The following is a 26,408-nucleotide window of genomic DNA, read 5'->3' as shown; positions in this document are numbered from 1 at the left end:
ATCAGTTACTTAGAGGATAATCCTGGGTTTCATGGGGCAGGGATGGGGCATTTGACGTATGTTTCTGCATGCCTGACCAGATGTGCTCCAGCTCGCCAGGAGACTCATCGTCCATCCACGCGGCGTACACCTTGGCTAGCATAGTGAAGTCGATGTGCCCCATCTGCTTGGCTATAAAAGCGAGGTTACCACGGGCTGCTAGGCACCAACATGCATAGGTATGGCGTGTCTGGTACGGACGCCGTGGCCGAATGCCGGCCCGGCGTTGGATATTGGCCCATTTCGTATTCCAGGCTGTGGGTACAAACCACGCATTGATCATCTTCTTTCGCGCTTGCAGCTTTGGCGAAAGCAGCGGTGTTACGGTTTCCTGAGTCTCTTCGTGGCGGGTCAGTTCGATGGTGATAGTCTGCTGCGGCACCTTGTGGTCGCTGGCTAGCAAGATTCGGCAGGCATCGAGTGCCGGCGGTAGCAGTAGGACAGTTCGGCGCTTACCGGTCTTCGGTAGTTTGAACGTGCCGCTACTGGTGATGGCGCGCCTGATATGAACTAAGCCACGCTGGAGATCAATATCTTCCCTGGCCAGGCCACATATTTCACCTGGGCGCAGGCCAGTGTAGATAGCCAGATTAATGGCGGCGTGATCTGCAGGGTGAATACAGCCTTTGTTGAGAAGGAGCTCTGCCTCGGCTTTTGTCAGCGGGTCCGGATCGCGCTCGGTTTTTTCGAAACGGACACATGCAGCAGCTAGGCCGGCGCGGCAGTAACCGTTACTCTCGCACCAAGTGAGAAACCCAGCCAAGGTCGCCAGGTAGTGATTTACGGTAGATGTGGCTCGGTCGCTGATCAGAGTTACCCGCAACTGCTGGATGTCTTCGGGCAGTATCACGCGGCCTAGGCGATTCTCACCCAGTAGGCCGACGCAGATGTCCAACGCCCAACCGTAGCGGCGTTCGGTTTCGGACGTAATGTCCACTGCTTTGAGCGGCTTGTATCTTTCGAGCAGGGCTTTCAGCCGCTCGTCGCGGGTCGAGCTGTAGTTGCCAGCTTGCTTACTCTCGGGGAAATGGGCGGCATATTCGAACGTGCCCATTTTGATCGCATGAAGAACAGCCGCCCGTAATTGGGCGGCATGTTTGATATTGGCCTTTGTAACGGGGAGGCCTAGCGTCTCCCGGTACCGGCGTCTGCGCCACATGAATACGATTCGCAGGCTATTGCCGTGGATTTCGACGCCTGTGTGTTTTTTTAGCTCGGCTTCTAGGCCGCTTCCTGCGGAGAACTCTCGACCCACCGATCCAACTCCTCAATGTTGATAAAAACGCGGTTGTCGCGTGCTTTTCTCCAGATGCGGCCCTGTGCCCAGGTACCGTTTTTAACCTTGTGCCTAATGGCGTCTTCGCTATAGCCGGTTAGCTCAGACGCACGTTTGATCAGAACCCAGCGCGGTGTGCTCATTGGGATGCTCGCTCCCTGCCAGGGAATATGTTTGGGATCATTTTCAGGCTCCGTATCAGTCCGTTTGAGCACAAGGTACTGGGAGTCAGGAATGATAGGTTTCGCTTTCAAACGCTTTTATCGTCGGAAATTGAAATTGCCGTAAAAGTTATTTTTATTTCATCCAGAGTCGCTTTTACGCGGGTTTCTGGTAGGAATTTTTGGTTTTCTCAAAAGATATGCGGTTCATCGTGCAAAGCGGGATTGAGTACCCCTGAATGCTCGTCAGTATGCTTTCGCCTCCTTCCGCAACCATGAAGCAGGGGTGGCCACGACGAAAACGCATTCCCCTTCCGGTGTAATTGCGCAGGATGATTTCCCAGGACTTGTCGTCGTAATAGAAACCCGTAATTTCTGCCCAGTTGGCCGCAACGCTGCTTCCAACAATGCCTTCAGGAGTCAGGCAGAAAATCTCTACGTGGTTTTCCTGCGTGACAGGTATGGCGTAGACCCGGCCATTCGGCGCTACAGGTGGGAAAGTCTGTCCATTGCCTAAGTGACGAAATTCCATGGTGCTTCTCCGCGTGCATGAGGTTGCATGACACGCTATGCCAGGCTCTGGAAATCCCAAGTCGGCACAGCTCACAGGCTTATGCCGTTGGGTTTCCTGAAAGCCTTCGTAAGCTGTGGCAATCAAAACAGGGAGTGGCGCCATGGGTAACAAATCAACAACGATCCGAATCGGCTTGCTGGCCGCGACAGTAGCTCTTCTGGTTGGGTGCTCTGGCACTCAAGGGAATAGGACAGTGCAGCTTCCTGCCCCGAATGATGTTCCGAGGGAAAAATGGTCGGATGCTATGCATGTTCTGACGGCCATGGGGATTTCCGGGCAGCGCGACGTTCCAATTGAGCTGGCAGGGGCGGTTAATGACGTGAGCTCATCCGGCGGCTCTGTAGGAGGGTTAGGGGATGCTGGATTAAGCGCGGTTAGCTTCGCGTCTCCACCTACGGGTTTGAGTGGCGGCGCAGCTGCAGGAATTGGCTTGGGGTTAATGTTATTGGGTGGTTCAAGCGATCCGGCGCGGGTGACTCAGGTTGTCGCGTGGGTACCTTCCGATCAGGCTAGTTCGCCAGGCGAGGCATCTAATCTGGCGCTTCACAAGGTCGAGGAAGTACGCAAGAAGATCTTTCCAGGCGGGCTATCGAAACTGCGGATACAAACAGGCAAATACCCTGACAGTCATTCGCGCGCTTACGCGTCCCTTGCAGATAGCTACGCGGAGCGGCCGATCCCATTCAGCGACGAGGTCTCGACATCACCAAGCTTTTTGCAGTCGCCGCTCATCTACGGGCCGATATTCATCCGTCACAACCAATTCACGCTTGATGCTTACAAGAACGACATGACGACTTCAGAAGCCATGCTGCTTGCATCGCAACACCTCCCTGAATGGATCTACATCTACCACCCTGGCCAGCGGCTGAGGAAAAACTCGATCCCGGCCGCAATCTTTAATCAGGGCAGGGCGCTCTACTTCATAGGGAAATAATTCTGCTGGGTTGTATCACCGTGGGTTTTCGCAGGCCTGCGGTGATTTTTTGGGTATGCCTTAGCTGATACGTCCGAGAGTCAGGTTTCTCTGATGCTCGAATTTGTAAGTAACGGTCTAACTGATACGCCCGCAAAACATCATCCAAACTGATACGAGAAAGGAAATCTGATGTTTGTCCGCGCCTACCTTCGTGCGTCCACTGCTGAGCAAGACGCCAACCGTGCCGTGACGCTCTGCAACAATTCGCTGCCGACCATGGCAGGGCTATCGCTGCGCAATACATCGAGAACGCCAGTGGCGCCAGAACTGACCGAGCAGAGCTGTTGAGACTGATATCGGATGCCCAACAGGGGGATGTCTTGCTGCTGGAAAGTATCGACCGGCTTTCCCGATTGCCGGTGGTTGATTGGCAGGCACTCAAGGCTGAGATTGATTCCAAGGGGCTGCGTATTGTCGCCCTGGATCTTCCGACCAGCCACCAGAGCATGAGAGACACGGCTGGTGACGAATTCACTGACCGAATGCAGGCCGCGATCAACGGCATGATGATCGAAATGATGGCTGCTATTGCGCGCAAGGACTACGAGCAACGTCGTGAGCGTCGGGCCCAGGGAATTCTTCGGGCAAAAGCCTCCGGCGCCTACAAAGGTCGGCCGGCTGACAAGAACCTACATCAGCGCATCGGTGAACTGCTGAGCGTTGGTCTGGGTATTCGCGCTACTGCTTGCCATGCAGGTTGCAGCACCACAACGGTGCTTAAAATTCGCGATCAGATGACCTGCAGTAACGTGGTTTGAAGGGAGCGAGGCGAGCAGGTTTAACGTCTCAAACGCTGTCGCAGCGCGCTGATAATTCTGCTGCGTAGGAAGAAGGCTGTGACTGATGCAGTAAGCACTATCCCGCCACCCAGTTCCCCAAGTCGAGCGAAGGCAACGATGTTTACTAGGGCGAGAACCATAATGCCGTAGAACTCTGCATTGGCCTTGCCAGCCGCCAGAGCCTGGCGCTCGGTGAGCATCCATTTCGGCGACAGGCAGAAGGGGCATACAGATGACTCGGGATCACCAGCGCCTAGGGGAACTCCGCTTACGTAGAACGGCGCGCTGGTGATCACCTTCGGAACCATCATCATCCTGCAGCACTGGCATTCAACTGTACTCACGATGTCATCCTCTTTGACTTGGCACGTGACCTGCTCACTCACTAGATCCAATTAATCGGCAGTCGAGTTCGGGCGTGCTCTGTTGTTGTCGTGCTGCTTGTCCAGGTAAACGGCGATCTTGTAACCAATCGCGGCTGTAATCCCCAAGGCGCAGAGCACGCCGAACACTGAGTAAATCAGTAGCTCAAACCGGTCCATGTTCTTCTCCCATGCTGGTGGCCATCAGGGTCTAAACAACTCATTCACTGTACAGAAACTCACAGCAATTTCGCATCCTGGTTCAGCTTTCTAGCGCCGGCAACTGGCGGACACTGATTCAGTCTGCGAACGCGCTACCGTGATCGAACCACAGACCGTCGCTCATCGAGTCGATGCCATAAGCGTTGCCCATGACATCGACGCAGCCATCCATCACCGGCAGTCCGTTAGCCGGGTTTATCCAGCCGTTGTCCATCAGGTCCATGAAACTCCTGTGCAGGCTGAAATTGTCAGTCTGAGTCTGTATAGCGGGCTCAACACAGGTCGCGTTATCGTCGATATGAAGATCGAACGGGTAGGTCGACTTCTCTTCTTTGCCGCTCAGCGACTCTGTACCCTGGTACCACGTTCGCTCACTGCGGATGTTGAGATCGTCATGCAGCACGACCGCTTTCCCTTGGGTGGGATATACCACTGTGGTGTACAGCGGTTTTGTCGGCTGGGCGATTGAGGCCATCAGGTTGGCAATGGTGGCGAGCAGATTCATGGTGGTAATCCTCGATGCAGGTGAGCTCAGTCTCCCCTTGATCTCCGAAAACCCAAATCGATTATCAGCTGATTTTGGGTGGCCCTGACATCCGCTTCGCGACACATTAAAAATAGGGCTCACCTCTCATCTATTACTTATGGAAGTCTGACGCTTCACCTCCCATAGAGGAACTTGCCGATTTGCCGGAAGGGGTGTCGTTAAGAGGTGTCGTGAAGGGGTGTTGTGGCTGCAGCCCGCATGAATACTGGGTTTCAGCATTTTCAAGAGCTCCAGCTAGGAAATTGGCGTTGTGAAGGGGTGTCGTTAAGAGGTGTCGTGAAGGGGTGTTGTGGCTGCAGCCCGCATGAATACTGGCTTTCAGCATTTTCACGAGCTTCAGCTAGGAAATTGGCGTTGTGAAGGGGTGTCGTTAAGAGGTGTCGTGAAGGGGTGTTGTGGTTGCAGCCCTCATGAATACTGGGTTTCAGCATTTTTACGAGGTTGCTCCGGGTAATTTGCGTTGTGAAGGGGTGATGTCAGTATGACGCCGCCCCTGAGGGGCAATCTGTTCATGGGGGAGCCCCAATTGTAGCGACAAACCGGCGTCAGATGACGATCTGGCATTTTCGCGTAAGCGACGGCTCGGGCTTTGACGAGAAACGGTCGACAGATAACGATGCGCCTGCCAGAGCGTAGGGGCAGTGCGCTGAATGGGCAGCGGATGAGGGCGGTGAACTGTGCTCGTGATCGCCAGATGTGTTCGGTAGAGCGAGCTGGTCAGGAATGGACGCCGGAGGTGGCTGCTTGCGGCCAATAGCAGTCATTGCTTAGGCGCTGAATCGGAGGCTGTGGACACGTGAGGTGATGAGGATTCGAATCTCTCCTTCATCGCCAAATTGTAAAAACACAAGCCCCTGATTTTACTAGAGAAAGTCTGGGGTTTGTGGTTTTTGGCGTCCAAAAAATAGCCCCATGGGACCACCATGGGACTGGCGCGTCTTTTTGGTGCGTTTTTTTACTCGCGAGACGGGTGCACTTCGTTCCGTTATGAACTTAGTGTTAGACCCACTACTCCTTAGAGAAGGGCGCAGATTCGTAAGCGTGTCTTCAATCGTTTGAGAACCAGGTAGGAAGTCATGTCTGTTGCCAAGAGCGATATTCATCCCGCGAGTAGCGTGTCGGCTCATTTCCTCGCTGGGATTGCTTGCTCACCCACCGCACTTGAAGCACGGAGGCGTGAGGCTTGCACCCATGACCTGATTTTTAAGCTTCACCTTGAAGAGACCATTTCAAAGCTCGATGCAGACAATCTACGAATCTTGTTCAGAGGAGCACTTGAGAGGCGCCTCCGTGAAATTTTGAGCGAATAAAGTTAAGGAATCATATAAATCGATATAACGTGCTCTATTGTGGAGTCTGTTCTTGATCACCACATTATTTAAACGCTAACCCCTGACCTCGTTTTTAACGTTTTCTGTTTGTTCTCTCTAAACCCAGATGGTACGCATGATAGTCATCAGAGTCCTCTTCGTTTGAAATTCTATTCAATTCGAATGATCGACCGCGCCGTTTCGGGCCAAATCGTCTAGCGTATTCACCTTGAAAAGCTAAGAAACTGTTCCAGTCTTTTCTATTATTGCTCTCACCGCTATAACCTTTTTGTCCAGGTCGTCTACCGTATTCATCCATTGTCTCTGATCGACCATTTTCATAACCAACCATCGTAGAGGTAGAATATGTTACGGATCGCGGGTCAGGCATTAATAAATAACTATCCCCTAGTTGTGGCCATAGAGAAGGTGTCAACTTTTTTTCAGGATATAGCCATTCCTTTTCTCGTGCCGCAACGTACCGCTCAGCTCGAATTTTTGTTATGTAGTTAATTTGGAGTACTTCTAACTCTGTGAGTTCTCTATGAGTTTGAATGCTCGTGAAGTTAAACATTGCCGTTCGAAATAGCTTTGGGTTTGGCCGCTCTTTCATAGGGTTTCCGTACGGACACCTGACCCAAGACAGGTTAGTTAGAATCAGGACGCATTCTTCCGACAATGGAAAGTATGTGTGAGTGCCGTTCAGCCAAACCTCAGGATCACCTACCTTTTTCGCCAATGCGGATTGAGGGAAACAACCTTTGTTGTATACGGTAACGGGGTGATCTGACAGGATTAGCTTTGTATCCGTACTCTTGCAGTCAGCCAATTGCCAAACACATTCAGTCCATAACGCACAAAAATAACTCTGTAGTCTCTGTAGCATAAATAATAATTCATTTTTGTCACGTGACTGTGTTTTAGATGCCAAATACTTCAAGCCCTTTGGAGTTCTGAGTTTTTGAGTGCTCATATAAAGTAGTAGATTGTGAAAAGACTGAGGATCTACATCAGGATGCTGGAATTTAGAAAAGTACTCAACAGCTTTGTGCCCTTCAGTATCAATTTGTCCAAAAAACTTTTCTTCGATTTCTGTTGATTCGAAGTTGCCTAGTTTTGTTGTATAAAGATCTTCTATTTTGAAACAGCTATCGGGGCCCCAGCGCATCATGTCCTTGCGCTTATATCGTGTGCCATTTGCTGTAGTAATTGTTTCAGGCTTTAAGTCAAGGTAATAAAATTTAGCCTCGCCGCCGTCTGCGGATAAAAACTTTTTCTGGTACCACTCAGGAACGTAATGATTGTTACGATATTCTTTAGTTGCCACGATGCCCCCTTGAAAGCCTGCAGCATAGTAAGTTCTCCCTACTCACACTATAGACTTAGTTTTTACGCATCAGAAAATTTTTCTTTTGCACCGTAAAGAGTGAATTTCTCAAAATGGCATTTTCGGACAGCAGCAACAAACACTATCCGGGGCAGCGTACGGAGAATTAAGGTTCGGCAGCCTGCGTTTGGCCGTTTGCAGGCCATCTTGGCAGCTAATCGGCAAGAAGACGTTCAAGTTGCCACGCACAAGAGTGTTGTGTAGCGTCGATATACCTATATCGCCGCTTATGTTCAAAAGGCCCCTACACTTGAAGCCAGTGTGGGGGCTTTTTTGTGGGCCGGTGAAAACCAGCCCCCCTGCGCTGGTAGACCAACCCCCACAGCGGTGGTTTTACGCAGTGACCGCTAATTCGATCAGGAAGCGCCTTCCTGGCGTTATCCCTCACCTCAACAATAATGGGTGAAAGAATGAGCGTCGTATTCTCGCGCAATGGTGTCAGCATGCCCGATCTGGTCCGCACCAAACTCGCCAATCACCTGGCACGCCTCGGCCGCGCAGCAGATGTGCCTGCCTTGGCACTGGCCGAAGAGCGCGCAGAAGGTTTTGTGGAGGGGGTGGAAGCCGCACGTGCGCTAACCCCCGCTACGATTGAGCGGTTGTTTATCGCTGTTGAAGACGCCGCAGCACGCCGCCGGCGGGATCTGGCGCCATGAATGGTGAAGCGATCCAGTCAGACACCTTGAGCGCCTTGGTCAGCCAGCACGCGATCCGCGAAACGGTGGTTGTCCCGTACATGGCATTGATTTCACGGCGACGCGTTCATTAGCCATCCTGACCGCGATCAGCAAAACGCACCGCGATAGCCTGGAATTGCTCATGGTTGGCCAGGAAAACCTCGCAAATATCTGGATCGAAATGCGTAGCACATCCCTGGCGGATTATCTCCAGCGCCTGATCGTGTGACATGCCTTTCTTGTATACGCGTCGGCTAATCAGCGCGTCATAGACATCCGCCAATGCCATGAGCCTGGCGCTGATGGGGATGTCATCGGCACTCAGCCCATCGGGATAACCGGTACCATCCCACTTCTCGTGGTGGCTGTAGGCGATCTCCTTGGCCAGGCGCAGAAATCCCACCGAGGTGCCCAACTGCTCTTCGGCATGCCGGATTGCATCGCGTCCCAGTACCGTATGGGTCTTCATCGTCTCGAACTCTTCCGGCGTGAGGCGCCCCGGCTTGAGCAGTATGTCATCGGGGATGCCGATCTTGCCGATGTCATGCAACGGAGCTGACTTAAACAGCAGGCGGATACTTTCGTCATTGAGAAACTGCTGGAACCTCGGATGTTCGCGAAGCATCTCGGCCAGTAGTCTGACGTAGTGCTGAGTTCGTCGAATGTGGTTACCCGTCTCATTGTCGCGGGTTTCGGCCAGCGAGGTCATGGCCTGAATGGTCACATCCTGGATGGCGATGACCTCGGCGGTGCGGCGCTGGACTTCCTGCTCAAGGTAAGCCTTCTGATCACGCAAAAAGTCGGCGGCCGCCTTGATCTTCAATTGGGTTTCCACCCGTGCCAGCACGATGGGTGGGTTGATCGGCTTGGTGATGTAGTCCACGGCGCCCATCTGCAAACCCAGGATCTCGTCTTCCATTGTTGCCATGGCGGTGATGAAGATTATCGGAATATGAGCGGTGCGCGGATCGCGCTTGAGCTGCTCTGCCACCTCATACCCCGACAGATCAGGCATCATGATGTCGAGCAGAATCAGATCCGGGCGAGGCTCCTGCACCGCTGCCTTCAGCGCGCGCTCACCGCTGATGGCAACCCGCGTGCGGTAGATGTCCTTCAGCAGGCCATTGATCAGCGTAATGTTCTCCGGTGTATCATCGACAATGAGGATGATCGGGCGAAGTGAGTAGTTTAGCGTTTCACTCATGATGCTCCCTCCAGCACGGGGTATCGCGGTTCGTCGATGCACGTTTGAGGGTTAGCCGTGCGGCCTCGAAGTCAAAGTTGTTCACCTCATTCATCAACTGCTCGAAACTGTCCTGGCCGAGTGCTCCGCGCAACGAATCCGCATACTGTTCCATATAATCCGGCGCTGCTCCGTCATTGGCCTCCAGCAGGTGGATGAGCGCTATGGCATGCTGTGCCCAGTCGACGCTCGATACCACCGCCGGTGCTGCCTGGCCGCTACCCAGCGCTTGACGGATTGCATGCACGGCCAGCGAGAGCGCCTCGATCAATTCATTCACCAATGCGTCCGACTCAGCGTGTGCCCTGATCGCGGTTTCCAGCTTACCGGCCATGGCTTGCAGGCCGCTGAAACCGAGGTTGCCTGCAACGCCTTTCACGGTGTGGGCCATTCGCTCGGCCGTCGCCCGATCACCCGCGCGTAGCGCGTTCCCCAGCGCTTGCCCTTCCATAGCCCTGCGGTCGGCAAATTGACCCAGCAGCTTGATGTATAGCTGGCGATTGCCCGCCACTCGCCTCAGTCCGTCGGCGCTATCTAGCCCTGGAATGTCCGGTAGGCGCTCCTCGCCCGATGCGGCGCTGGACGGCTCCACTGCCGCCGACCGAGGTACGACCCAGCGCAGAACCGTGGCGATGAGTGCTTGCGGATCCACGGGCTTGGTCACATGGTCGACCATGCCCGCCTCGATGCAGCGCTCCCGGTCCTCGACCCTGGCATGTGCGGTCATAGCAATCACCGGGATCTGTGCGCAGTGAGGCCCGACGCGAATACGCCGGGTCGTCTCGAGACCATCCATCTGCGGCATCTGTACGTCCATCAGCACCGCGTCGTATTGCGCTGCAGCCAACATCGACAGCGCCTCGCAGCCGTTGCCGGCAACTTCCACCAGGGCACCGGCAGCCTCGAGAAGCTCCCTGGCAATCTGTTGGTTGATTTCGTTGTCCTCCGCGACGAGCAGGCGCACTCCGGCGAGCACCTTCGCCTGCGCAATGGGTACGGTTAGCGCCACCACGCCCGTTTGCGGCGCGAATAAGTTGACCAGTACCTCTACCAGCGAGGACTGGTTGACCGGCTTGACCAGGAACGCGCGAATGCCGGCCGCTTGCGCAGCGGCGTGCATTTCGTCATGCCCAAATGCACTGACCATGACGGCGTACAGTGCAGGCTGCAGGCCAAGCGCCCGGCGCGTCGTCTCGATGCCATCCATCTCTGGCATTTGCCAATCCACCAATAGCGCCAGGAATGGGTGGTCGGCCGAAGCACCGCGAAGGCTCTCCAGAGCAGCCTCGCCTGACGCCACCGCGACCGGCGAAAGCCCCGCTACGCGAAGCATGTCGGAAAGGATCTGGCGCGCGTCGGCATTGTCATCGACGACCAGGACGCGCGCTCCGGCGAGCTCCGCAGGGACAATCTGGCGCTGCGTACGCATGTGCTGGTCAAGACCAAGCCAGACGCTGAAAGAGAAAGTGCTGCCGTTGCCCGGTTCTGAGTCAACCGCGATCGTTCCGCCCATCAGCTCGACGATGCGCTTCGAGATGGCAAGGCCCAGGCCGGTACCGCCGAATTGTCGCGTTGTGGAGCTATCGGCTTGGGCAAAGGCCTCAAAGAGTCGCCCGGTTTGCTCGGGAGTCATGCCGATACCGGTATCGCGGACACGAACCTGCAGTTGAACTTTGTCGCCGGTGCGGCCCAGGTTGCGAACCACGACCGTCACCTGCCCCTGTTCGGTAAATTTCACTGCGTTGCCTACCAGGTTCAGGATGACCTGGCCCAGACGCAGCGGATCTCCAAGCAGCGTATCGGGAACGTCCGACGCCCGGTCGAACAGCAGCTCAATGCCCCTGTCGTAGGCCTTTTGCGCAATCAGCGAGGACACGTTGTCGAGCACTGCGTCTATCTCAAATGGCACTGCCTCGACGCTAAGCTTGCCGGCCTCGATCTTGGAGAAGTCGAGGATGTCGTTGATGATGCCAAGCAGCGAAGTGCCCGCGTTGTGGATCTTCGAGACATAATCGCGCTGCCGCTGGTCCAGAGAAGTCTTCAGCGCAAGGTAAGACATGCCGATGATCGCGTTCATGGGCGTGCGGATTTCGTGACTCATGTTTGCAAGGAAGTCGCTTTTTGCCCGCGTCGCCTCTTCAGCAATCTCCTTCGCCCGCTGCTGCGCGTGCTCTGCTGCCTTACGCTCGGTGATGTCCTGCAGCCAGCCGAGCAGCCCTTGCTCCCCCTGGATCTGGATTGGCAGGTAGGTGACAAGCATGGTGCGTTCGCGTCCCTGCCGGTCACGCATCGGTACTTCCTGGTCCTTTGCGATGCCGTCGTCCGTGAGGCGTTCGACGATGGCTTCGCGATCATGCCCATTCGCGTAAATCTGCGAAGCAGCGTCACCGACGCCTACGCCGAACGTTTCACAGAAGCGGGGGTTGGCGAAGCGGATCACGCCCTGGGTAGAAAAGGCTATGTTGATTGGACTCGTATCGAGGATTGCCTGCAGCCGCGCGCGTTCTTCGCTAAGCGCCACTGCTGCCGCATGATGATCCGTGACATCGCGCACCCAACTGGCGACCAGGGTCTCACCGTGGATTGTCACGAATGATGCACCGACCAGAACCCAGAGAATTGATCCATTTTTGTGCCGCAGGCGGGTCTCGAAGTTTTCGACCTTGCCGTTTCGTGTCAGCAGTTCGAGGAAGCGTTCGCGCTCCTCAGGGTCGAAATACAGGCTCGTGGCGTTGCGCCCGAGCAGGTCCTCGCTGACATAACCGGTCGCCTGCGAAAAGCGTTGGCTTACTTCCCTGACAGCTCCGTTCCGATCTGCCAGGACCAGGCTGGCGGGGCTGGTATCCATGAGCACGCGGGTGAAAGCCTCGCGCTCGGCTAGCTCTGCGGCAACGCGCTTGCGCTCGTCTACTTCCCGGTTGAGGCGTCGGTTCCAGGCCAGCATGGCGCCGAGCAACAGCAGGACCGCGACCAAGCTCGGTATCGCCCAGCTCATTACGGTTTTAATATCGAGGCCGTCCTCGTTGAGGGACTCCTCGAACAGCCGGTATTCCATGAGCGATACGCGATAGTACCGCCGCCAGCTCGCATCGAGCGGCGAATCAATGCGATTGCTGGACTGGAAGAACTGCTCCAGCGCTCGTGCGAGATCCGGCGCGTTGCGCGCAACACCCCACCCAACGCTGGTCGCTTCGCTGACCGGAAACGCAATGGAGAGACGTTCGGGATCTTCACGAGCCCAGCGCAGCGCGCTTTCACTACCCAACACCGTGAAGTCCACCTTCGCATCGGCTACCAGTTTCACCGCCTGCTCGGTTGGCGCATAGACGATTCTGACCGGCTGACTGGATAGAGGACCGCGGTTGGCTTCATCGATCCACTGCTCGTAGCCCGTACCCTTCTGCACTGCCGCCGTCAGACCGAGCAGATCAGACACCTCGTTGCCAAGGGACTGGTTGGAGCGATGGGCGATGACCAGGTTGCGTACCCGGTAATAGGGCACGAGCAACATCTTCGTTTCGCGCCAAGGGACGATCTGCAAGTCATTTGGATAAAGATCACAGCGGCCTTCGGCGAGTAGCTTCGGGTCGTAGCTTGCCTCGCGTACGGTCTCGCCCCGATCGTCGTGAAACTGCGCATCGAAACTCGGCAGTTCCGTTACCTGTGGGCGTAAACCGAGTGACCGCGCGAACGCCTCCGCGTTAGTCCGGTAGAAAGAAGCGCTTGAGCCAGCCACGCATATGCGCAGGACGCCGCTTTCCCGAATCTGGGACAGCGTACGTGCTTCCACGCATGGCATGCCCAACACCAACAAGCTTACCAGTGCAAGCAACGCTCCCAAGCGCGGCTCTGTTTTAAAAATGCTCCTGCTGGTAGGTAATTGCTCACTATCCAACTCCACATATCCTTGTGAACGCCCTTGCACGAGCTTGTCCGCCGTTCTGCACTGGTATTATAGGTTTTTGGAGTGTAGGCATACGCTGCAGCAAGCGCCAGCAACAAAAACTGGGCCAGCTAGCAACTTCCCACTGCTACTCACCGTTCGGAGAGTGAGTTTCCGGACGCTTACTTAATACTCGCACACCTGAGTTTCTCCAATGTCCGGAAATGGCCGATGGCTGCCCGTTACAAAGTGCAGTAGTCGGCCAAAAGCGGAAGTTCGGTTTATAGGAACTGCCTGGTGTTGCGACGATTGCATCAATTAGGCTACTCAACCGGTCATTGAGTGGCTAGTCTGAAGCTAGCCATCAGCGCCCCCAAAAAGCCTTTGTCACACAACAAATCGGTTAACTAACTGATTCAGGTTCACCGCTAGCTTTGACATCTCACCACACGCACTCGCTGTTTGGGCGGCTCCAGCAGCACTCTGTGTTGCAAGTTCACGAATGCTGACCAGGTTTCGATCAACTTCCCTAGCGACGTGAGATTGCTCTTCAGAGGCTGTCGCGATCATTAGGTTGCGTTCGTTAATTTGAATAATGCCCGTTGATATTTGATCCAGTGAGGTACTGGCCTCTTGGGCAACACCAAGAGATTCGGTGGCCAGGTCTCTGCTTGTATTCATCGCCTTCACGGCTAGGTCAGAATCACTCTGAATAGCAGCAATCATCTGCTCAATTTCCTGAGTCGACACTTGGGTGCGGTGGGCTAATGCCCTTACTTCATCAGCGACCACTGCAAATCCACGACCTTGCTCGCCAGCTCGCGCGGCCTCGATAGCGGCGTTTAACGCCAACAGGTTGGTTTGCTCTGCAATTGCCCGAATCACCTCGACAACTTTAGTGATGCTTTGGGCACGATCTGACAACCCTTGAATCTGTTGGCTTGTGTTTTCGACGTTACCGTTCAGCTTTTGAATTGACTTTAACGTCTGAGCCACCCGCGCCAAACCTACCTCAGTGTAACCCTGGGTACGCTTTGACTCTTCGGAAGCTGACTCCGCGTTGCGAGCGACCTCATCAACTGCCGCACTCATTTCTGTGACCGCTGTTGCAGCCTGATTGACTTCATCGTTCTGGGAAACAAGGCCCCGGCTTGACTCTTCAGTAACCACTGTCATCTCCTCCGAAGCTGAGGCCAACTGGGTGGAAGAATCGGATATCTGCATAATTGTGGCACGCAGGTTTGCCTGCATCTGCGCCAGAGCTTTCAACAGTCTCCCAGCCTCATCAGTACCACTGACCAATATCTCCTTGGAGAGATCACTAGCCGCGATACGCTCTGCCACAGACAGGGCATCGTTAATCGGAGAGGTAATACTTTTCGTGAGCACAAAAGCCAACCCTGCCGTCAAAATGACCACGCCCGTTATAAGTCCGATAACAAGCCAAAAACCATGGCTATAGAGATCGGTCGCGGTTTGCCCTGCCTGCGCTGCGCCTTCGTTGTTAAAGTTGGTCAAGTCTTTAATTTGCTGCTCCATTGTATTCGTGAGCGGGCGAATGCCTGTACTCACCAGATTGACCGCTGTGGCGATCTCACCTTGCCTCATCAAAGGTTCGAGAATATCTAGTTGTTTGGAATATGCATCGGCGCTGTTTTTTACCGGTGTGTAAAACGAGCGCTCTTTATCACTCGCTATCAGAGGATCATAGTTTGCCACCGCATCGGTGAAAGCCTTGCGATAGCCGGCGAAGCTTTCAATGTTCTTTTGAATGGACTGAGGATCGGCAATGGCTCGCTGGGTTTCGAGCCTCAGGCGAAGTGTCGCTTTGTCCATCAAAGCCGTTTGTCGGATACTGGCCATCCAATTGAGCTCAACGTCTTTTTCGGCATCCCTAAGCTTGCCCATTTGCAGGACTGCGAATACGCCGAGTACAAAAACAAGAAGTATGATTGAAGCGAAAAACAGGGCAGCTCGTGGAGCTAAATTGAGGTTTCTGACGCGCATACGACGTTCCTGCTTTCCAATGATTGTTGAGATGCTCAAAAGGCTATCGACCCAAAGCTGAAAACTTGAAGCAAGTCGTCGAAAGGTGAAGTGAATGGTCCCTAGTTTCCTAGACACCTATGAGCAGCTGCTTTTGGCCGGTTTCTACCTATGCTGGCGGCGGGAGGGATACCGTCGCTACACGACCCAAAGCTGACGGTGGACTTAGGCAGAGATCGGCCAGCAGCTGCCAGCCGCATGCGTCTTGAAAAGTAGCGGCGCTTCACTCCTTCCACATTTAATTATCTTCGCTGTGCATCTAGTGAATGGGTTGATCCGTATGTGCTCTTGAGGGCTCGAGTGCGATGAGTATCCGAGATTATCAAGCGATGCAGTGCGATGAGTGGTTAGGCATTTCATGATCCGAACCGTCATCTCTGCCAAGGACAGCTACGATCATGATACGACCACAGTTAGGTACTGCCATGAACGCCAAGGATGACGCTCATTTTTTGGACCGCCTATTGCGCGGAGAACAAGACGCATATCGTGATTTGGTGTGCACGCATCAGGGAGCCATGAAGGCCATAGCTTATGGAATCGTGGGGCGGCACCATGCAGATGACGTAGTGCAAGAGGCATGGCTTGCGATTGTGAAAGGCATAGGCAAATTTCAGAGACGATCTAGCTTAAGAACCTGGATGATGGCCGTCACGTCCAATACGGCGAAGTGCCGATATAAAGCTCGGCGAAGTGAGTCGAATTGTATTCCATGTACCTCGTGGATTGAGGGAGGAGGCGTTTTAGTCGTAGGTGATTATTCCTACACTCCTTCCGTGATATCGCATGAAGATAGCCCTGAAGCACTTCTGAGCGAATCCGAGCTATATGCTCGCATCAACATTGCTCTCGAGACTCTACCGGAATTGCAGAGAAGCGTATTGATATTGAGGGAGCGCTCTGGGTTGGATCTAAACGAAATTTCTACGCTTCTTGGGATATCGCTGACTAACGTAAGAGTGCTATTGCACCGAGCTCGTTTAAAGGTTTTTTCTGCAATAGCGAAGTACCAGTCCGCTCTTGATATGTGAGCATTAGGGTTTGTCTGAAAAGTCAGCCCGCAAGCATTTCTCGATACAGGCCAGTGTAACCATGGCTTTGAAGCTGCTCGCCAGTTTTTCGTATCGCGTACAGAGCCGACGTTTTTCTTTGAGCCAACTGAACAGCCGTTCGATCACGTTGCGCTTTTTATATTGTGGCCTGTCGAACAGTCGAGGCAGGCCTGGTCGAGGCTTGCGATGCATCTTGCGCAAGGGAATGATCGGCTGCATGCCGTAGCGGTCACAGTACTGACGCAGTATCTGGCTGTCATAGCCCTTGTCCGCCAGTACACATCGGCAACGCTTACGCGGACGACCCTTGCTGCCTGGCAGGCTGATCTGTTCCAGTAGCGGCATGAAATAGCGCGAGTCGGCTTCTTGACCGGGCGACAACATGACAGCCAGGGGGAAGCCATGGCTGTCGCAGGCGAGATGTATTTTGGTGGTCAATCCGCCTCGGCTACGGCCTAGGCAGTGGTGTTGCGGTTCTTGCGGGCCCCTTTTTTTCCAGCACCGCTGGCCGCTCGGGTAGCTCGAATCGATGTCGAATCGACCATCCAGGTATTCAGATCGATAAAGCCATCTTCGCACAAACGAAGGTGTAAATGGCGCAGAACCTGCTCAAAAGTGCCGTTGTCACGCCATTGTCGGAAACGCTGGTAAACGGTCTTCCAAGGCCCAAAGCGCTCTGGAAGATCTCGCCATTTGGCACCAGAGCACAAAATCCAGAAGATTCCGTTAAGCATCTGGCGGTCATCGCGCCTTGGCCGCCCCATGTGTTGAGGAGGAGAAACGATGGCTTCGATCATCGCCCAACGCTCAGATGAAATTTCATAGCGGCCTGTCATGACGGCCCTCTTGGCAATCAGAGGGCATCATTTTAGTCAAAGAGACTTTTCAGACAAATCCTAATAGATTTCCTAATATATTTTTTCTTCAGACGTTCTTCATTCACTTTTGATAACGTAACTATTGTGAAAATTCTCCTAATCGAAGACGACCTGGATCTCGGCAATGGCGTTCGTATCGCACTTGCAGATCAAGGGTTAGATGTCATATGGGTTCGCCGAAAAGTAGATGCGTTGCATCAGCTCGATGTCTGCGTACCAGAACTTGTGCTACTCGACCTCGGACTGCCCGACGGTGACGGCATGAGCCTGGTAGCATGCTTACGTCAGCAGTTCAGGGGGATCCCCGTCATCATCCTGACTGCAAGAGGCACTCTGCAAGATCGCCTGTGTGGGCTCGATGCGGGTGCAGACGACTATCTGGTAAAACCATTTGTTCTCGCCGAGTTGTTGGCTAGGGTGAGAGCACTGGCCCGACGCAGTTACGGTTTTCAAAATGAGGTGATAGAAATTCGAGGATTATTTCTTCATATGCCGACTCGTCGCGTGACAGTTAGTGGACGTAATGTTGATTTAACGGCAAGTGAATACGCCCTGCTTGAAATTTTAATGATGCGCGCTGACCGCGTGCTTACACGACGTTTTCTGGAGGAAAGGCTATTCGGCGCGAAAGAAAATATGAGTAATCCGCTGGATGTGCATATGGGAAATTTGCGTCGCAAAATCGGCGAAGGCTATGTGCGAACGGTGCGGGGTGTGGGGTATGTCATTGATACCGCTACAATTCAGAAAGGGATTGGTTGATGCGAAATTTTTGGCTCAACTTGAAAACTCCAACGCTTGTAAGACGAATTATACTCGCCCAGATGCTACTACTTACACTGCTTTGGTGTCTTTTTCTGACCTACATCTTGTGGGAGAACTTGCGAAGCCCCTCTATGCTCACGGGTAGCAATACTTACGAAACCATTCTTACATTAGTTAAGCGCATGGATGATCGCCCGCAGGACCTCACTACTGTGCTGGAAAAGTTCAGCGAAGCATTGCAGGAAGGTTATGGCGGAGGTGAAGATCCCAAACTGTCAATCAGCCTCATTGTTCGTAAGAATAGAAAGATAATTTATTCATCTGATGGTGCTCCGACAGGAGTAACAAATAGCAGGTATGGAGAAATTCAGAGCATTCAGAGTGAGGGGCGCAGCTGGAATAGCCGTACTCTCAAATCAGGGAACTCCGACGCGGAGGTAACACTTATTACCCCTGCCGGAGGCTGGAACTTCTTCATATACCTGAACTCTCGTGGATACTACATATTGCCGCTGCTGGTGTGCATTCCTTTTCTTTTTTTTCCCGCATGGCTATCAGTCCGTATTGCAATGCGCCCTTGGAGCAAGGTGATAAATGGTATTTCTTTGCGAACTTTAGAAGATCTCTCCCCCTTAAAAGAAGGACCAAAGCAGATAGAGCTTCGCCAAATGGTGGACGCGACTAATCTATTTCTTGCCAGAGTGCGAGCAAGTTCTGAGAGGGAACGGGTTTTCATTGCAGATGCCGCTCATGAGCTGCGTACTCCCCTGGCTGCAATGCGAATCAATGTTGAGGCTTTGCAGTCCTATGTAAGCAGCACTAATCAACAGGAGCTGCTTGCAGGGATTATTCGCAGCAATAGCCGTGCTGCGCGTCTCGTCAATCAGTTATTGCTGCTGATGCATAGCGAAGCAAGCATCGACACTGTTATGGAGGCTGTGCCGCTGACGACCCTCATACAAGAGCAAATGGCTGCGCTGGCCCCCCTAGCGGCTGAGCGTAGGATTGAACTTGAATTCTACTCTGATGGTGAAAGCTGGATCAATGGCATCAGGGAACGCCTTATGTCGCTGATTGATAACTTAATTGAAAATGCCGTGAAGTACAGCCCTGAGGGCGGACGCGTTGAGGTAGATGTGAGATCACTTGATAAATCTACTCAGCTACGTGTCTCAGATGCAGGCCCTGGCATTCCATTTGAATTAAGGGCGCGAGTCTTCGATAGGTTTTTTCGCGAGCCCAATCAAATGCAAAGCGGCAGCGGACTGGGGCTCGCAATAGTCAAAGCGGTTGCACTGCAGCACAACAGCAACGTATGGCTAAGTACATCTGCAGAGGGTGGACTCCTGGCGACTGTTGATTTTCCAAAACACAATTCCGACTGAAAAAGCATGATTTGATGCCTGCCCGGCGGAGGGCCCATACCAGAACAATGGAGTTGAAATTGAAATATTTATCCTTGCCTATACTATTCTTTTCTATCTCAATCAGCGGGTGCGCTATAACCGTCAGCGAATTAAAAAGTAGTCATTCATCTTATGACGGCAGCTTCACTAGCGAGAAGACGCCCTCCGATACTTATCGAAACTTAAGACTAATGGCAAGACAATGCCTGGAACATGAGACATATACAGGAAAGCCGATCATCGTATTAAGCGAGTTTAGCGACGAGCGCAGTGAAGGTGAGATCAATCAAAAGCTCCTTTCGGAAGGACTGTTGATTAACAACGCCCTAATTGAAATAGAAAGACATGATGCGAACAAAGCACAGGTCAGGTTGTACACAACAAAGAACATCTTGAGTCTCGGTGCTAGATCGCCGAAGATAAGTGATATCAAGCGCTGGGCTGACGGCGATATAAATTGCGCTAACGAACTCTAGTTCATGCCGTGAGTACTCCAAGTACTATTGGAAAAATCCCGCATAATTGTTCAATCTGCTTTTATAGGTCAACGGCGACATATGCAATGAGCCGTTTGCCAGTCGCCTGCATAGAGTCGATGCAGCGAGGAGCCGACTTGTCGCTTAGGAGTAGTGGGCCTAAATGTAGGTAGCATTCTATGGTTGGGTGTTTGAATGCATCAGGGTATCGGACGGAGCCGTAAAGCTTGATCGCAATATGCTCTGAATAATGGTGACCGATTGGCCAAGTGTCGGTAGGCGTGGCCATGCTGAAAGACCATTGTTGGCGCTGGAGCGAGATTGATCCAGTTGCTGATATTTAGCTGACCCGGGCTGTTGTGACGTAAACGATCATTGGCTCTGGGTAATTCGCGAGCTGACCGGGTAAGCGTCCCTTCCGCAACAGGGGCAATCCGTCATCAGCGGTCACAAACAGTCTTCCAAGGCCCAAAGCGCTCTGGAAGATCCCGCCATTTGGCGCCCGAGCACAATATCCAGAAGATACCGTTAAGCATCTGACGGTCATCGCGCCTTGGGCGTCCCATGCGTTGAGGAGGGGAACGATGGATTCGATCATCGCCCAACGTGCAGATGAGATTTCATATCGGCCTGCCATAACGGCCCTCCCAGCAACCAGAGCACGTCATCTTAGCCAAAGCAACTTTTCAGACAAACCCTAAAAGCCGCTTTCGACTCAAAGCTGGCAATGGCGATACCCCAGACTGATTCCGGCCCGATACGATAGAAGCATTTACAACACTTGGTCGTGCCCAGCCCCATTGTTCGGGAACCTTCTGGCCACTTAATAAGAACTAATGCTGATCGTCTGGAGGGACGGTAACGGGATGAAGAAAAGAGTTCCAGGCCTTGTATGCTTCATGATGCTTTTTGACTTCCTCATCCCAATCAGGCCCTGAAACTCTCTTCGAGACCACCATCATCATCATTTTGGTATTGGCGGCATCAAGCTCAACTAGTAGCTCGTGGCATCTAAATCTAAAATCATCTATGTCTTCCATATACTCACCTTGCGACAGGTCTAGCCGGATATACCGGGTCATGCCCATTTTCGTAATGACAAGTCCCCAAAGACAAAGGTTCATTGAGCAGCCGAGTTTCTATTCGGCATGTTTTGAACAGACTGCATCGCACAGCAGCTCCAACAACTCATTCGCCAGGACCGCCGCTTCTTGTCGATAGTCGGCGTTCCAGCGGCACGACCAGTTATCAGGCTTTCCCTCATCCTCCCATTGCGCCAATGCAAGCCCGTTGAGTATTTCCAGCTCGAACCAAACACGCTGCCAAGCGACGGCGTCCTGGACTGACGCCGTGTCTTGCCATAGGAATTCTGTTTGCACGACAAATGCCGACCATGCAAACAGATCCTCTGAGGCTCGCTCACCGATCATTCGGAAGTATTTTGCGCTAGCCAATCAACGATTCCTTGTAGTCGTTTACCTGTTTAGTAAACGTCTATCCCCGGATAGAGATCCGCGGGTGGACGATAATTGGGGTTCTCAAAGCGGCTGTTCTCGTAATGGGTTTTGGCCGTCGGTCCATCGCCGTTATAGGTCACCTGCGGGTTTGGCGTGAGATGCCAACCGCTTCCTTCCTTGTCGCGCTCGATCAGTGATGCGTATAACCTACAGTTGCCTGATGAGCCGGATGTCAGCCTGAACTGGTAATAGCGTCCGGCTTGGGGCGTGAACTTAGTCGAGACATAGCAGGAACGAGTGCGTGTCCCCTCCCAGAATAGATCCACTTGCGTTTCGATACCGGGTCGGATCTGCGTTTCGTAATAGTCCCATGTAAGGTCTTGCCCTGCCTTTGGCATGCCCACGTCCTGTGTGTGGGTGAACGGCAGGGGGCCGGTGCGAACGGCGCCGCCCGAACGTTTGCCGTTTTCGTATTGGTAAATTTCGGCGTGCTGCGTGTAGTCGACGATACGTACCCAGGCAGGGTTGGGCTCGTTTTCGGGCGCGGTAAAGTAGTTGGTATGGGGCAAAAACTGGCAGCCTGCGAACAACGGCAATGCAAGCAGGCAGAGCAGAGGGCGTATCGACATGAAGCCTTTCCTTTTGCGGAGTCAGGGTTACAGACAGCAAAAGAGGAGGCGCATTGCGTAAAAGCTGAAAATTTTGTGGCTGAATCGTCGCGACGATATCGGTTTCAACCGGTCGCGACAGGCAGAAATCGGCCAAAAGCAGTCAGTCGGATGTTTCTACGAAGCTAGGCGCTATTGAGCCACGTAACACACAACACGCTAACGAGTGAGTAGAGAGGACCAGCAACAGCGAGCGCACGGCCCGCCGTTGCAGAAGTGCGACAGGACTTATTTTTGCTGCACCACATTCCGGTCTAGGAAACGGTGGATTTCGCCACTGATCTCGTTCAAGTGTGTTTCCAGTGCGAAGTGCCCGGTGTCGTAGAGATGTACCTCAGCTTTGGGAATATCACGCTTGAACGCGTTCGCTCCTGCCGGGAGAAAAAACGGATCGTTCTTTCCCCAGACGGCCAACATCGGCGGCTGATATTTGCGGAAATACGCCTGGAACTCGGGGTAGCGCTTCACGTTGGTAGCATAGTCTGCGAACAGGTCTAGCTGGATTTCATCGTTACCTGGTCGCGAAACGAACGCGTAATCCAAGGTGTATGTTTCAGGTGCGATACTGTCAGGGTCCGCTACGCCATGCGTGTATTGCCACTTGATTGATTCTGGTTTGAGCAGCTCGCGCAATGCGTTGCGGTTCTCGGCAGTGGGAGCGTTCCAGTAACGTTGAATCGGGTTCCAGCCCTCGCTGAGGCCTTCAACGTAAGCATTCCCGTTTTGGCTGATGATTGCGCTGATTCTATCGGGGTGTGCGACGGCCATCCGCCAGCCTACAGGCGCACCGTAGTCGAACACTTGAAGAGCGTAGCGATTCAGCGCAAGCGCTTCAGTAAATCCGTCCATGGTTTTGGCGATGTTGTCGAACGTGTATGAGTACTTCGCCCGATCAGGGCTGTCCGAGAATCCAAAACCTGGGAAGTCAGGGGCAATCACGTGGTAACGGTCCGCTAGCTTCGACATCAAGTCGCGATACATGAATGATGAGGTAGGGAATCCATGAAGCAACACGATGGTTGGCGCCGATGGGTCGCCCGCTTCCCGATAGAAGATGCGGACCCCTTTTACCTCTACAAAATGGTGTTGTACGTCGCTTGCCCTTTGGTGGCTAATGTCGGCTGCTTCCACTCCTGCGCTGGCGAGCGCTGCACTAAGGGCAGTGGCGGCTAACAAAGTCTTAATGCTCATGCAAACTCCTTGGACACTGAATGAAAAAGATAAGTGGGCTATCAGGCGGTGAGTTCATGGCTTGTCGAGCTTCAGGCGCACCAACTTGATATGGCTATATTGCCCGTTTCAATAACCCAACATAATCTGAGAACATTGGTAATCTCCCTACCAAATATTGGAATATTCCATGGACAGATTTGAGGCAATGAAGCTGCTCGTGGCGGCGATTGATGCTGGCAGCCTGACGGCAGCCGGGCGGCTAGCCGATATCCCTCTTCCCACCATCAGCAGGAAAATTTCTGACCTGGAGACGCTGATAGGTAGCCGTTTATTGATTCGGACCACGCGTAGGCTCTCGTTGACCGATGCAGGGGTGGCTTATGTGGCTGCTGCACGCCGAATATTGGAGCAGTTGGAGGTTGCCGAACGCGAAGCTGCCGGAGAATTCATTGCCCCCAAGGGCGAACTGGTCCTGACTGCGCCAATCATGTTCGGCCGGCTGCATGTGCTGCCGATCGTCAACGCGTTTTTAGGGGAGTTTTCCGAAATCAACATCCGGCTCTTGCTTTCTGATCGCAACGCTCACCTCGTTGACGACCACGTGGACATGGCAGTGCGCATTGGAACACTCGCTGATAGCGGCATGATCGCCACTCAGGTGGGGGCCATGAGAACTGTAATTTGCGCGAGTCCTAGGCTGCTGGAAGCGTATGGAAGACCTGAATGTCCCGCAGACCTGCAGAACTTGCCAACCGTGCGACTTGACGCCCCTATGCCTTTTCAATACTCAAAACATGGCGTGGCAGAATCAACGAGGCGGATGACCCCGCGCTTATCGGTGACGACCGCTGACGCAGCAGCGCAGGCCGCTATTGATGGCGTTGGAGTCGTTCAGTTATTGCACTACCAAGTCGCGGAGGCGATCAGCGAGGGACTGCTGGAGATTGTGCTGGATAACTATGAGCCTTCGTCGGCGCCTATCAACCTGATCCACATGTCACCGGGGCATATGCCCCTGAAAATGAGGCGATTTCTGGATTTTGCGATTCCTCGGTTTCGTCAACGCCTGGATCAGTAAGCTCAGCGATGGCGTGCGTAATCATTCCGATGTCATAAGACTCATATCGGGTATTTTGGCGCAGACACGCCGACGACATGGGCTAAAAGCTGGACGCTCCTAAGCTGGCTATTGTTATTTTGCCTTTGGTCGCCGGACAAGCCGTAGACCCAAAAGCCATTGCTGGAAGTTGGGCGCCCCTCTTCATGTTGATGGCTGCAATCGCGGGGATTTGTCATTTTTTTCACGAGGTGGTTAAGGACAAAATCAAGAGACTGGCCCCTCCATCACAATTACGATAACGACCAACGCCGACTGGCTCGGAAGGTCTAGGAATTATTCATGCCATTTATTTTTACCTGCGTTGTGTCCCTATTTTTTTGGACTGTTGTTTCAGCAATCACAGGAGCTGAGGAGCCTTGGGACCTGGCCAGTTACTGGACCATCATCTACCCCGCCGCGCTAGTGTTGTCCGTGATCCTTGGAGCCGTTCTAAAAAGCTCACAGTGGTCCGCAGGCGCCATCGTAATACTCTCTCAGGTCCCCGTGGTTTTGGCGACTTCTGGTACATCCCCGTTGCTAGCTGCCGGTATCATCGTTGCGGCCGTTCTCTCAATTCCGGCCATAACGCTGTCATGGCTCGCCGGCAAATTGCGCTCAGGTAAGAAAGGACGATGGACATCTACGAAGAAATGAAGGCACCGTTCCAGGAGCACCCGCGACGAGTACTGAATACACAATACAGATTGAGCCAGATAAAAAAACGGCGGCAAGCTGGACAGTACGACGTAACCACCGACTCGCTCAAATACGACTTTGAGGTCATAACGACTAATGAGACCGCACATGGCCGAGAACTGTTGAGCGGCACCACCATGCCGCCCCATAAATGGGGCTCCAGAATGGTGTACACCTTCGTCCGGTCGTCCGGTGAACCTGTGAGGTTGCATTGCGCGATTGCACTGATCCTGGCGCCTTGGCGAAAGGCGTCTGGCAAAGTCACCTTCTCGACCCCTGCCGTTCACGTTAAATAGAAAGCATCGCCCTTAAGTCATCAGTTTTGTTGAACTCGCTGCGCTACGTCGCAAAGCCACCGGCGCAAAAGTTGGGCTGCTTCACCCAGCACCACATCTTTGGCCTGCACCAAATAATAGCCCTTGCCAGTCTTTAGTACAGATTCAAAGACAAGTACGAGAAAGCCTAGTTGTACGTCTTCTTCAACGTAACCGTCCGGGCAACACACCTTCCTGACACCGTCGCTTGAGGCGATGGTGTCCACCTAAATTTAAGTGGACACCATTTCTAGCCTTTTTAAGCGGACGCCCATGCCACAAGAACGCCGTTCCTATTCCAAGTCCTTTAAGGCCCAGGTAATCGCCGAGTGTGCGCAGGCTGACACCTCGATTGCCAATGTCGCCTTGACCCACAATCTCAACGCCAACCTCGTCCATAAATGGATACGCGTGCATGCGCAGAAAAACCTGACACTTCAAACCGCCTTCATCCCGGTCAAGACATCGCCGCCGGTGCCGATGCATCAGGCCCTTCCTGCCACGATCCGAATCGAAGTGCCGCATTCAAAAGGCGTAGTCGTGGTGAGTTGGCCGGCAGAAAATGCAGCGGCGTGTTCTGCTTTCCTGCGAGACCTGCTGCGATGATCCGCATCGACTCCATCTGGCTCGCCACCGAGCCCATGGACATGCGCGCCGGCACTGAAACTGCGCTGGCGCGGGTCGTGGCGGTGTTCGGTGCGGCGAAGCCGCACTGTGCTTATCTGTTTGCCAACCGTCGTGCCAATCGCATGAAGGTGCTGGTGCATGATGGCTTGGGGATTTGGCTTGCAGCCCGGCGCTTGAATCAAGGGCGTTTCTTTTGGCCGGGCGTGCGGCACGGCTCTGAAGTCGAGTTGGATGCAGAGCAACTTCAAGCCTTGGTGCTCGGCTTACCTTGGCAAAGCGTCGGTTCCGGAGGAGCCATCACGATGCTCTAGC

24 protein-coding genes and 2 pseudogenes are annotated in these 26,408 nt (G+C 53.5%); 11 read left to right on the top strand and 15 right to left on the bottom strand.

The features are described 5' to 3' along the window. Window position 1 precedes the first annotated feature (1 nt). Window positions 2–1,294: an Arm DNA-binding domain-containing protein gene (locus LIY36_RS13505; protein ID WP_226455942.1), complete on the bottom strand. Its 1,293-nt coding sequence runs from the start codon at window positions 1,292–1,294 to the stop codon at window positions 2–4. 339 nt (window positions 1,295–1,633) lie between these two features. Then, on the bottom strand, window positions 1,634–2,008 hold the full coding sequence (locus tag LIY36_RS13500) for a hypothetical protein (protein WP_226455941.1): 375 nt from the start codon (window positions 2,006–2,008) through the stop codon (window positions 1,634–1,636). A gap of 142 nt (window positions 2,009–2,150) precedes the next feature. On the opposite strand from LIY36_RS13500, the gene LIY36_RS13495 reads away from it, so the two are divergent. Both LIY36_RS13495 and LIY36_RS13490 read left to right on the top strand, forming a co-directional pair. After that, the gene (locus LIY36_RS13495) at window positions 2,151–2,987 is read left to right on the top strand and encodes a hypothetical protein (RefSeq protein ID WP_226455940.1); all 837 of its coding nucleotides are present in this window, start codon (window positions 2,151–2,153) and stop codon (window positions 2,985–2,987) included. A gap of 171 nt (window positions 2,988–3,158) precedes the next feature. After that, window positions 3,159–3,787, top strand: a pseudogene (locus tag LIY36_RS13490) (recombinase family protein). A 20-nt stretch (window positions 3,788–3,807) separates the two neighbouring features. Here the strand turns inward: LIY36_RS13490 and LIY36_RS13485 are convergent. From LIY36_RS13485 to LIY36_RS27715, 4 genes are all read right to left on the bottom strand, one after another. Further along, window positions 3,808–4,152 (bottom strand): hypothetical protein, encoded by a 345-nt coding sequence (locus LIY36_RS13485; protein ID WP_226455939.1) that lies wholly within the window; start codon window positions 4,150–4,152, stop codon window positions 3,808–3,810. A 51-nt stretch (window positions 4,153–4,203) separates the two neighbouring features. Beyond that, complete coding sequence (locus LIY36_RS13480) at window positions 4,204–4,350, bottom strand: hypothetical protein (protein WP_226455938.1); 147 nt, start codon at window positions 4,348–4,350, stop codon at window positions 4,204–4,206. A 118-nt stretch (window positions 4,351–4,468) separates the two neighbouring features. Beyond that, window positions 4,469–4,897: a hypothetical protein gene (locus LIY36_RS13475; protein WP_226455937.1), complete on the bottom strand. Its 429-nt coding sequence runs from the start codon at window positions 4,895–4,897 to the stop codon at window positions 4,469–4,471. A 1,446-nt stretch (window positions 4,898–6,343) separates the two neighbouring features. Continuing rightward, on the bottom strand, window positions 6,344–7,576 hold the full coding sequence (locus LIY36_RS27715; protein WP_226455936.1) for a DUF4238 domain-containing protein: 1,233 nt from the start codon (window positions 7,574–7,576) through the stop codon (window positions 6,344–6,346). Window positions 7,577–8,046: 470 nt separating this feature from the next. Between LIY36_RS27715 and LIY36_RS13465 the strand changes: the two genes are divergently transcribed. Beyond that, complete coding sequence (locus LIY36_RS13465; protein ID WP_058426040.1) at window positions 8,047–8,292, top strand: hypothetical protein; 246 nt, start codon at window positions 8,047–8,049, stop codon at window positions 8,290–8,292. A gap of 109 nt (window positions 8,293–8,401) precedes the next feature. On the opposite strand, the gene LIY36_RS13460 is transcribed toward LIY36_RS13465, so the two are convergent. The 3 genes from LIY36_RS13460 to LIY36_RS13450 all read right to left on the bottom strand — a co-directional run bounded on the left by LIY36_RS13460 (window position 8,402) and on the right by LIY36_RS13450 (window position 15,446). Next, on the bottom strand, window positions 8,402–9,517 hold the full coding sequence (locus LIY36_RS13460; protein ID WP_058426041.1) for an HD-GYP domain-containing protein: 1,116 nt from the start codon (window positions 9,515–9,517) through the stop codon (window positions 8,402–8,404). Continuing rightward, window positions 9,510–13,355, bottom strand: coding sequence for a response regulator (locus LIY36_RS13455; protein ID WP_226455989.1), 3,846 nt, complete (start codon window positions 13,353–13,355; stop codon window positions 9,510–9,512). Before LIY36_RS13455 ends, LIY36_RS13460 begins: the two co-directional genes overlap by 8 nt. A 471-nt stretch (window positions 13,356–13,826) precedes the next feature. Next, window positions 13,827–15,446 (bottom strand): methyl-accepting chemotaxis protein, encoded by a 1,620-nt coding sequence (locus LIY36_RS13450; protein ID WP_226455935.1) that lies wholly within the window; start codon window positions 15,444–15,446, stop codon window positions 13,827–13,829. Between the two features lie 464 nt (window positions 15,447–15,910). Between LIY36_RS13450 and LIY36_RS13445 the strand changes: the two genes are divergently transcribed. Beyond that, window positions 15,911–16,516 (top strand): RNA polymerase sigma factor, encoded by a 606-nt coding sequence (locus LIY36_RS13445; protein ID WP_065881608.1) that lies wholly within the window; start codon window positions 15,911–15,913, stop codon window positions 16,514–16,516. Window positions 16,517–16,519: 3 nt separating this feature from the next. Here the strand turns inward: LIY36_RS13445 and LIY36_RS13440 are convergent. Then, a protein-coding gene (locus LIY36_RS13440; protein WP_085986890.1) for an IS5 family transposase occupies window positions 16,520–17,373 on the bottom strand; the annotation gives its coding sequence in 2 pieces (ribosomal slippage) (window positions 16,520–17,025 and window positions 17,025–17,373; 855 coding nt in all). A gap of 126 nt (window positions 17,374–17,499) precedes the next feature. On the opposite strand from LIY36_RS13440, the gene LIY36_RS27710 reads away from it, so the two are divergent. The 3 genes from LIY36_RS27710 (at window position 17,500) to LIY36_RS13425 (ending at window position 20,062) form a co-directional block, all read left to right on the top strand. Further along, entirely contained in the window at window positions 17,500–18,177 is a 678-nt protein-coding gene (locus LIY36_RS27710; protein WP_017530590.1) for a response regulator, read from the top strand. A gap of 134 nt (window positions 18,178–18,311) precedes the next feature. After that, window positions 18,312–19,565 carry a sensor histidine kinase gene (locus tag LIY36_RS13430; RefSeq protein ID WP_226455934.1) on the top strand — a complete coding sequence of 418 codons (1,254 nt, stop codon included), beginning with the start codon at window positions 18,312–18,314 and terminating at the stop codon, window positions 19,563–19,565. A gap of 59 nt (window positions 19,566–19,624) precedes the next feature. Beyond that, the gene (locus tag LIY36_RS13425; RefSeq protein ID WP_226455933.1) at window positions 19,625–20,062 is read left to right on the top strand and encodes a hypothetical protein; all 438 of its coding nucleotides are present in this window, start codon (window positions 19,625–19,627) and stop codon (window positions 20,060–20,062) included. A 443-nt stretch (window positions 20,063–20,505) separates the two neighbouring features. Here LIY36_RS13425 and LIY36_RS13420 read toward each other — a convergent pair. The 5 genes and pseudogenes from LIY36_RS13420 to LIY36_RS13400 form a co-directional block, all read right to left on the bottom strand. Next, a pseudogene (locus LIY36_RS13420) lies at window positions 20,506–20,699 on the bottom strand (transposase); the annotation flags it as partial. A gap of 196 nt (window positions 20,700–20,895) precedes the next feature. Further along, window positions 20,896–21,102 carry a hypothetical protein gene (locus tag LIY36_RS13415; protein ID WP_032883549.1) on the bottom strand — a complete coding sequence of 69 codons (207 nt, stop codon included), beginning with the start codon at window positions 21,100–21,102 and terminating at the stop codon, window positions 20,896–20,898. 99 nt (window positions 21,103–21,201) lie between these two features. Then, window positions 21,202–21,516 carry a hypothetical protein gene (locus tag LIY36_RS13410; protein WP_015371109.1) on the bottom strand — a complete coding sequence of 105 codons (315 nt, stop codon included), beginning with the start codon at window positions 21,514–21,516 and terminating at the stop codon, window positions 21,202–21,204. Between the two features lie 29 nt (window positions 21,517–21,545). Next, the gene (locus LIY36_RS13405) at window positions 21,546–22,148 is read right to left on the bottom strand and encodes a hypothetical protein (protein ID WP_015371108.1); all 603 of its coding nucleotides are present in this window, start codon (window positions 22,146–22,148) and stop codon (window positions 21,546–21,548) included. Window positions 22,149–22,415: 267 nt separating this feature from the next. Beyond that, window positions 22,416–23,378 (bottom strand): alpha/beta fold hydrolase, encoded by a 963-nt coding sequence (locus LIY36_RS13400; RefSeq protein WP_017530053.1) that lies wholly within the window; start codon window positions 23,376–23,378, stop codon window positions 22,416–22,418. Between the two features lie 169 nt (window positions 23,379–23,547). Here LIY36_RS13400 and LIY36_RS13395 point away from each other — a divergent pair, with 169 nt between their 5' ends. The 4 genes from LIY36_RS13395 to tnpB all read left to right on the top strand — a co-directional run bounded on the left by LIY36_RS13395 (window position 23,548) and on the right by tnpB (window position 26,407). Further along, window positions 23,548–24,438: a LysR family transcriptional regulator gene (locus LIY36_RS13395; RefSeq protein ID WP_017530052.1), complete on the top strand. Its 891-nt coding sequence runs from the start codon at window positions 23,548–23,550 to the stop codon at window positions 24,436–24,438. A 653-nt stretch (window positions 24,439–25,091) separates the two neighbouring features. Then, window positions 25,092–25,451, top strand: coding sequence for a hypothetical protein (locus tag LIY36_RS13390; protein WP_017530051.1), 360 nt, complete (start codon window positions 25,092–25,094; stop codon window positions 25,449–25,451). Between the two features lie 291 nt (window positions 25,452–25,742). Beyond that, entirely contained in the window at window positions 25,743–26,075 is a 333-nt protein-coding gene (gene tnpA / locus LIY36_RS13385; RefSeq protein ID WP_137201197.1) for an IS66-like element accessory protein TnpA, read from the top strand. Continuing rightward, window positions 26,072–26,407 carry an IS66 family insertion sequence element accessory protein TnpB gene (gene tnpB / locus LIY36_RS13380; RefSeq protein ID WP_137201196.1) on the top strand — a complete coding sequence of 112 codons (336 nt, stop codon included), beginning with the start codon at window positions 26,072–26,074 and terminating at the stop codon, window positions 26,405–26,407. Before tnpA ends, tnpB begins: the two co-directional genes overlap by 4 nt. The last annotated feature ends 1 nt before the right edge of the window (window position 26,408 follow it).

Origin of the sequence: Pseudomonas sp. AF03-9, from assembly GCF_020515815.1 — a bacterium.
Lineage (GTDB): Bacteria > Pseudomonadota > Gammaproteobacteria > Pseudomonadales > Pseudomonadaceae > Aquipseudomonas.
The sequence above is the reverse complement of the archived record's forward strand: the minus strand, read 5'-3'. Positions and strand labels throughout refer to the sequence as shown.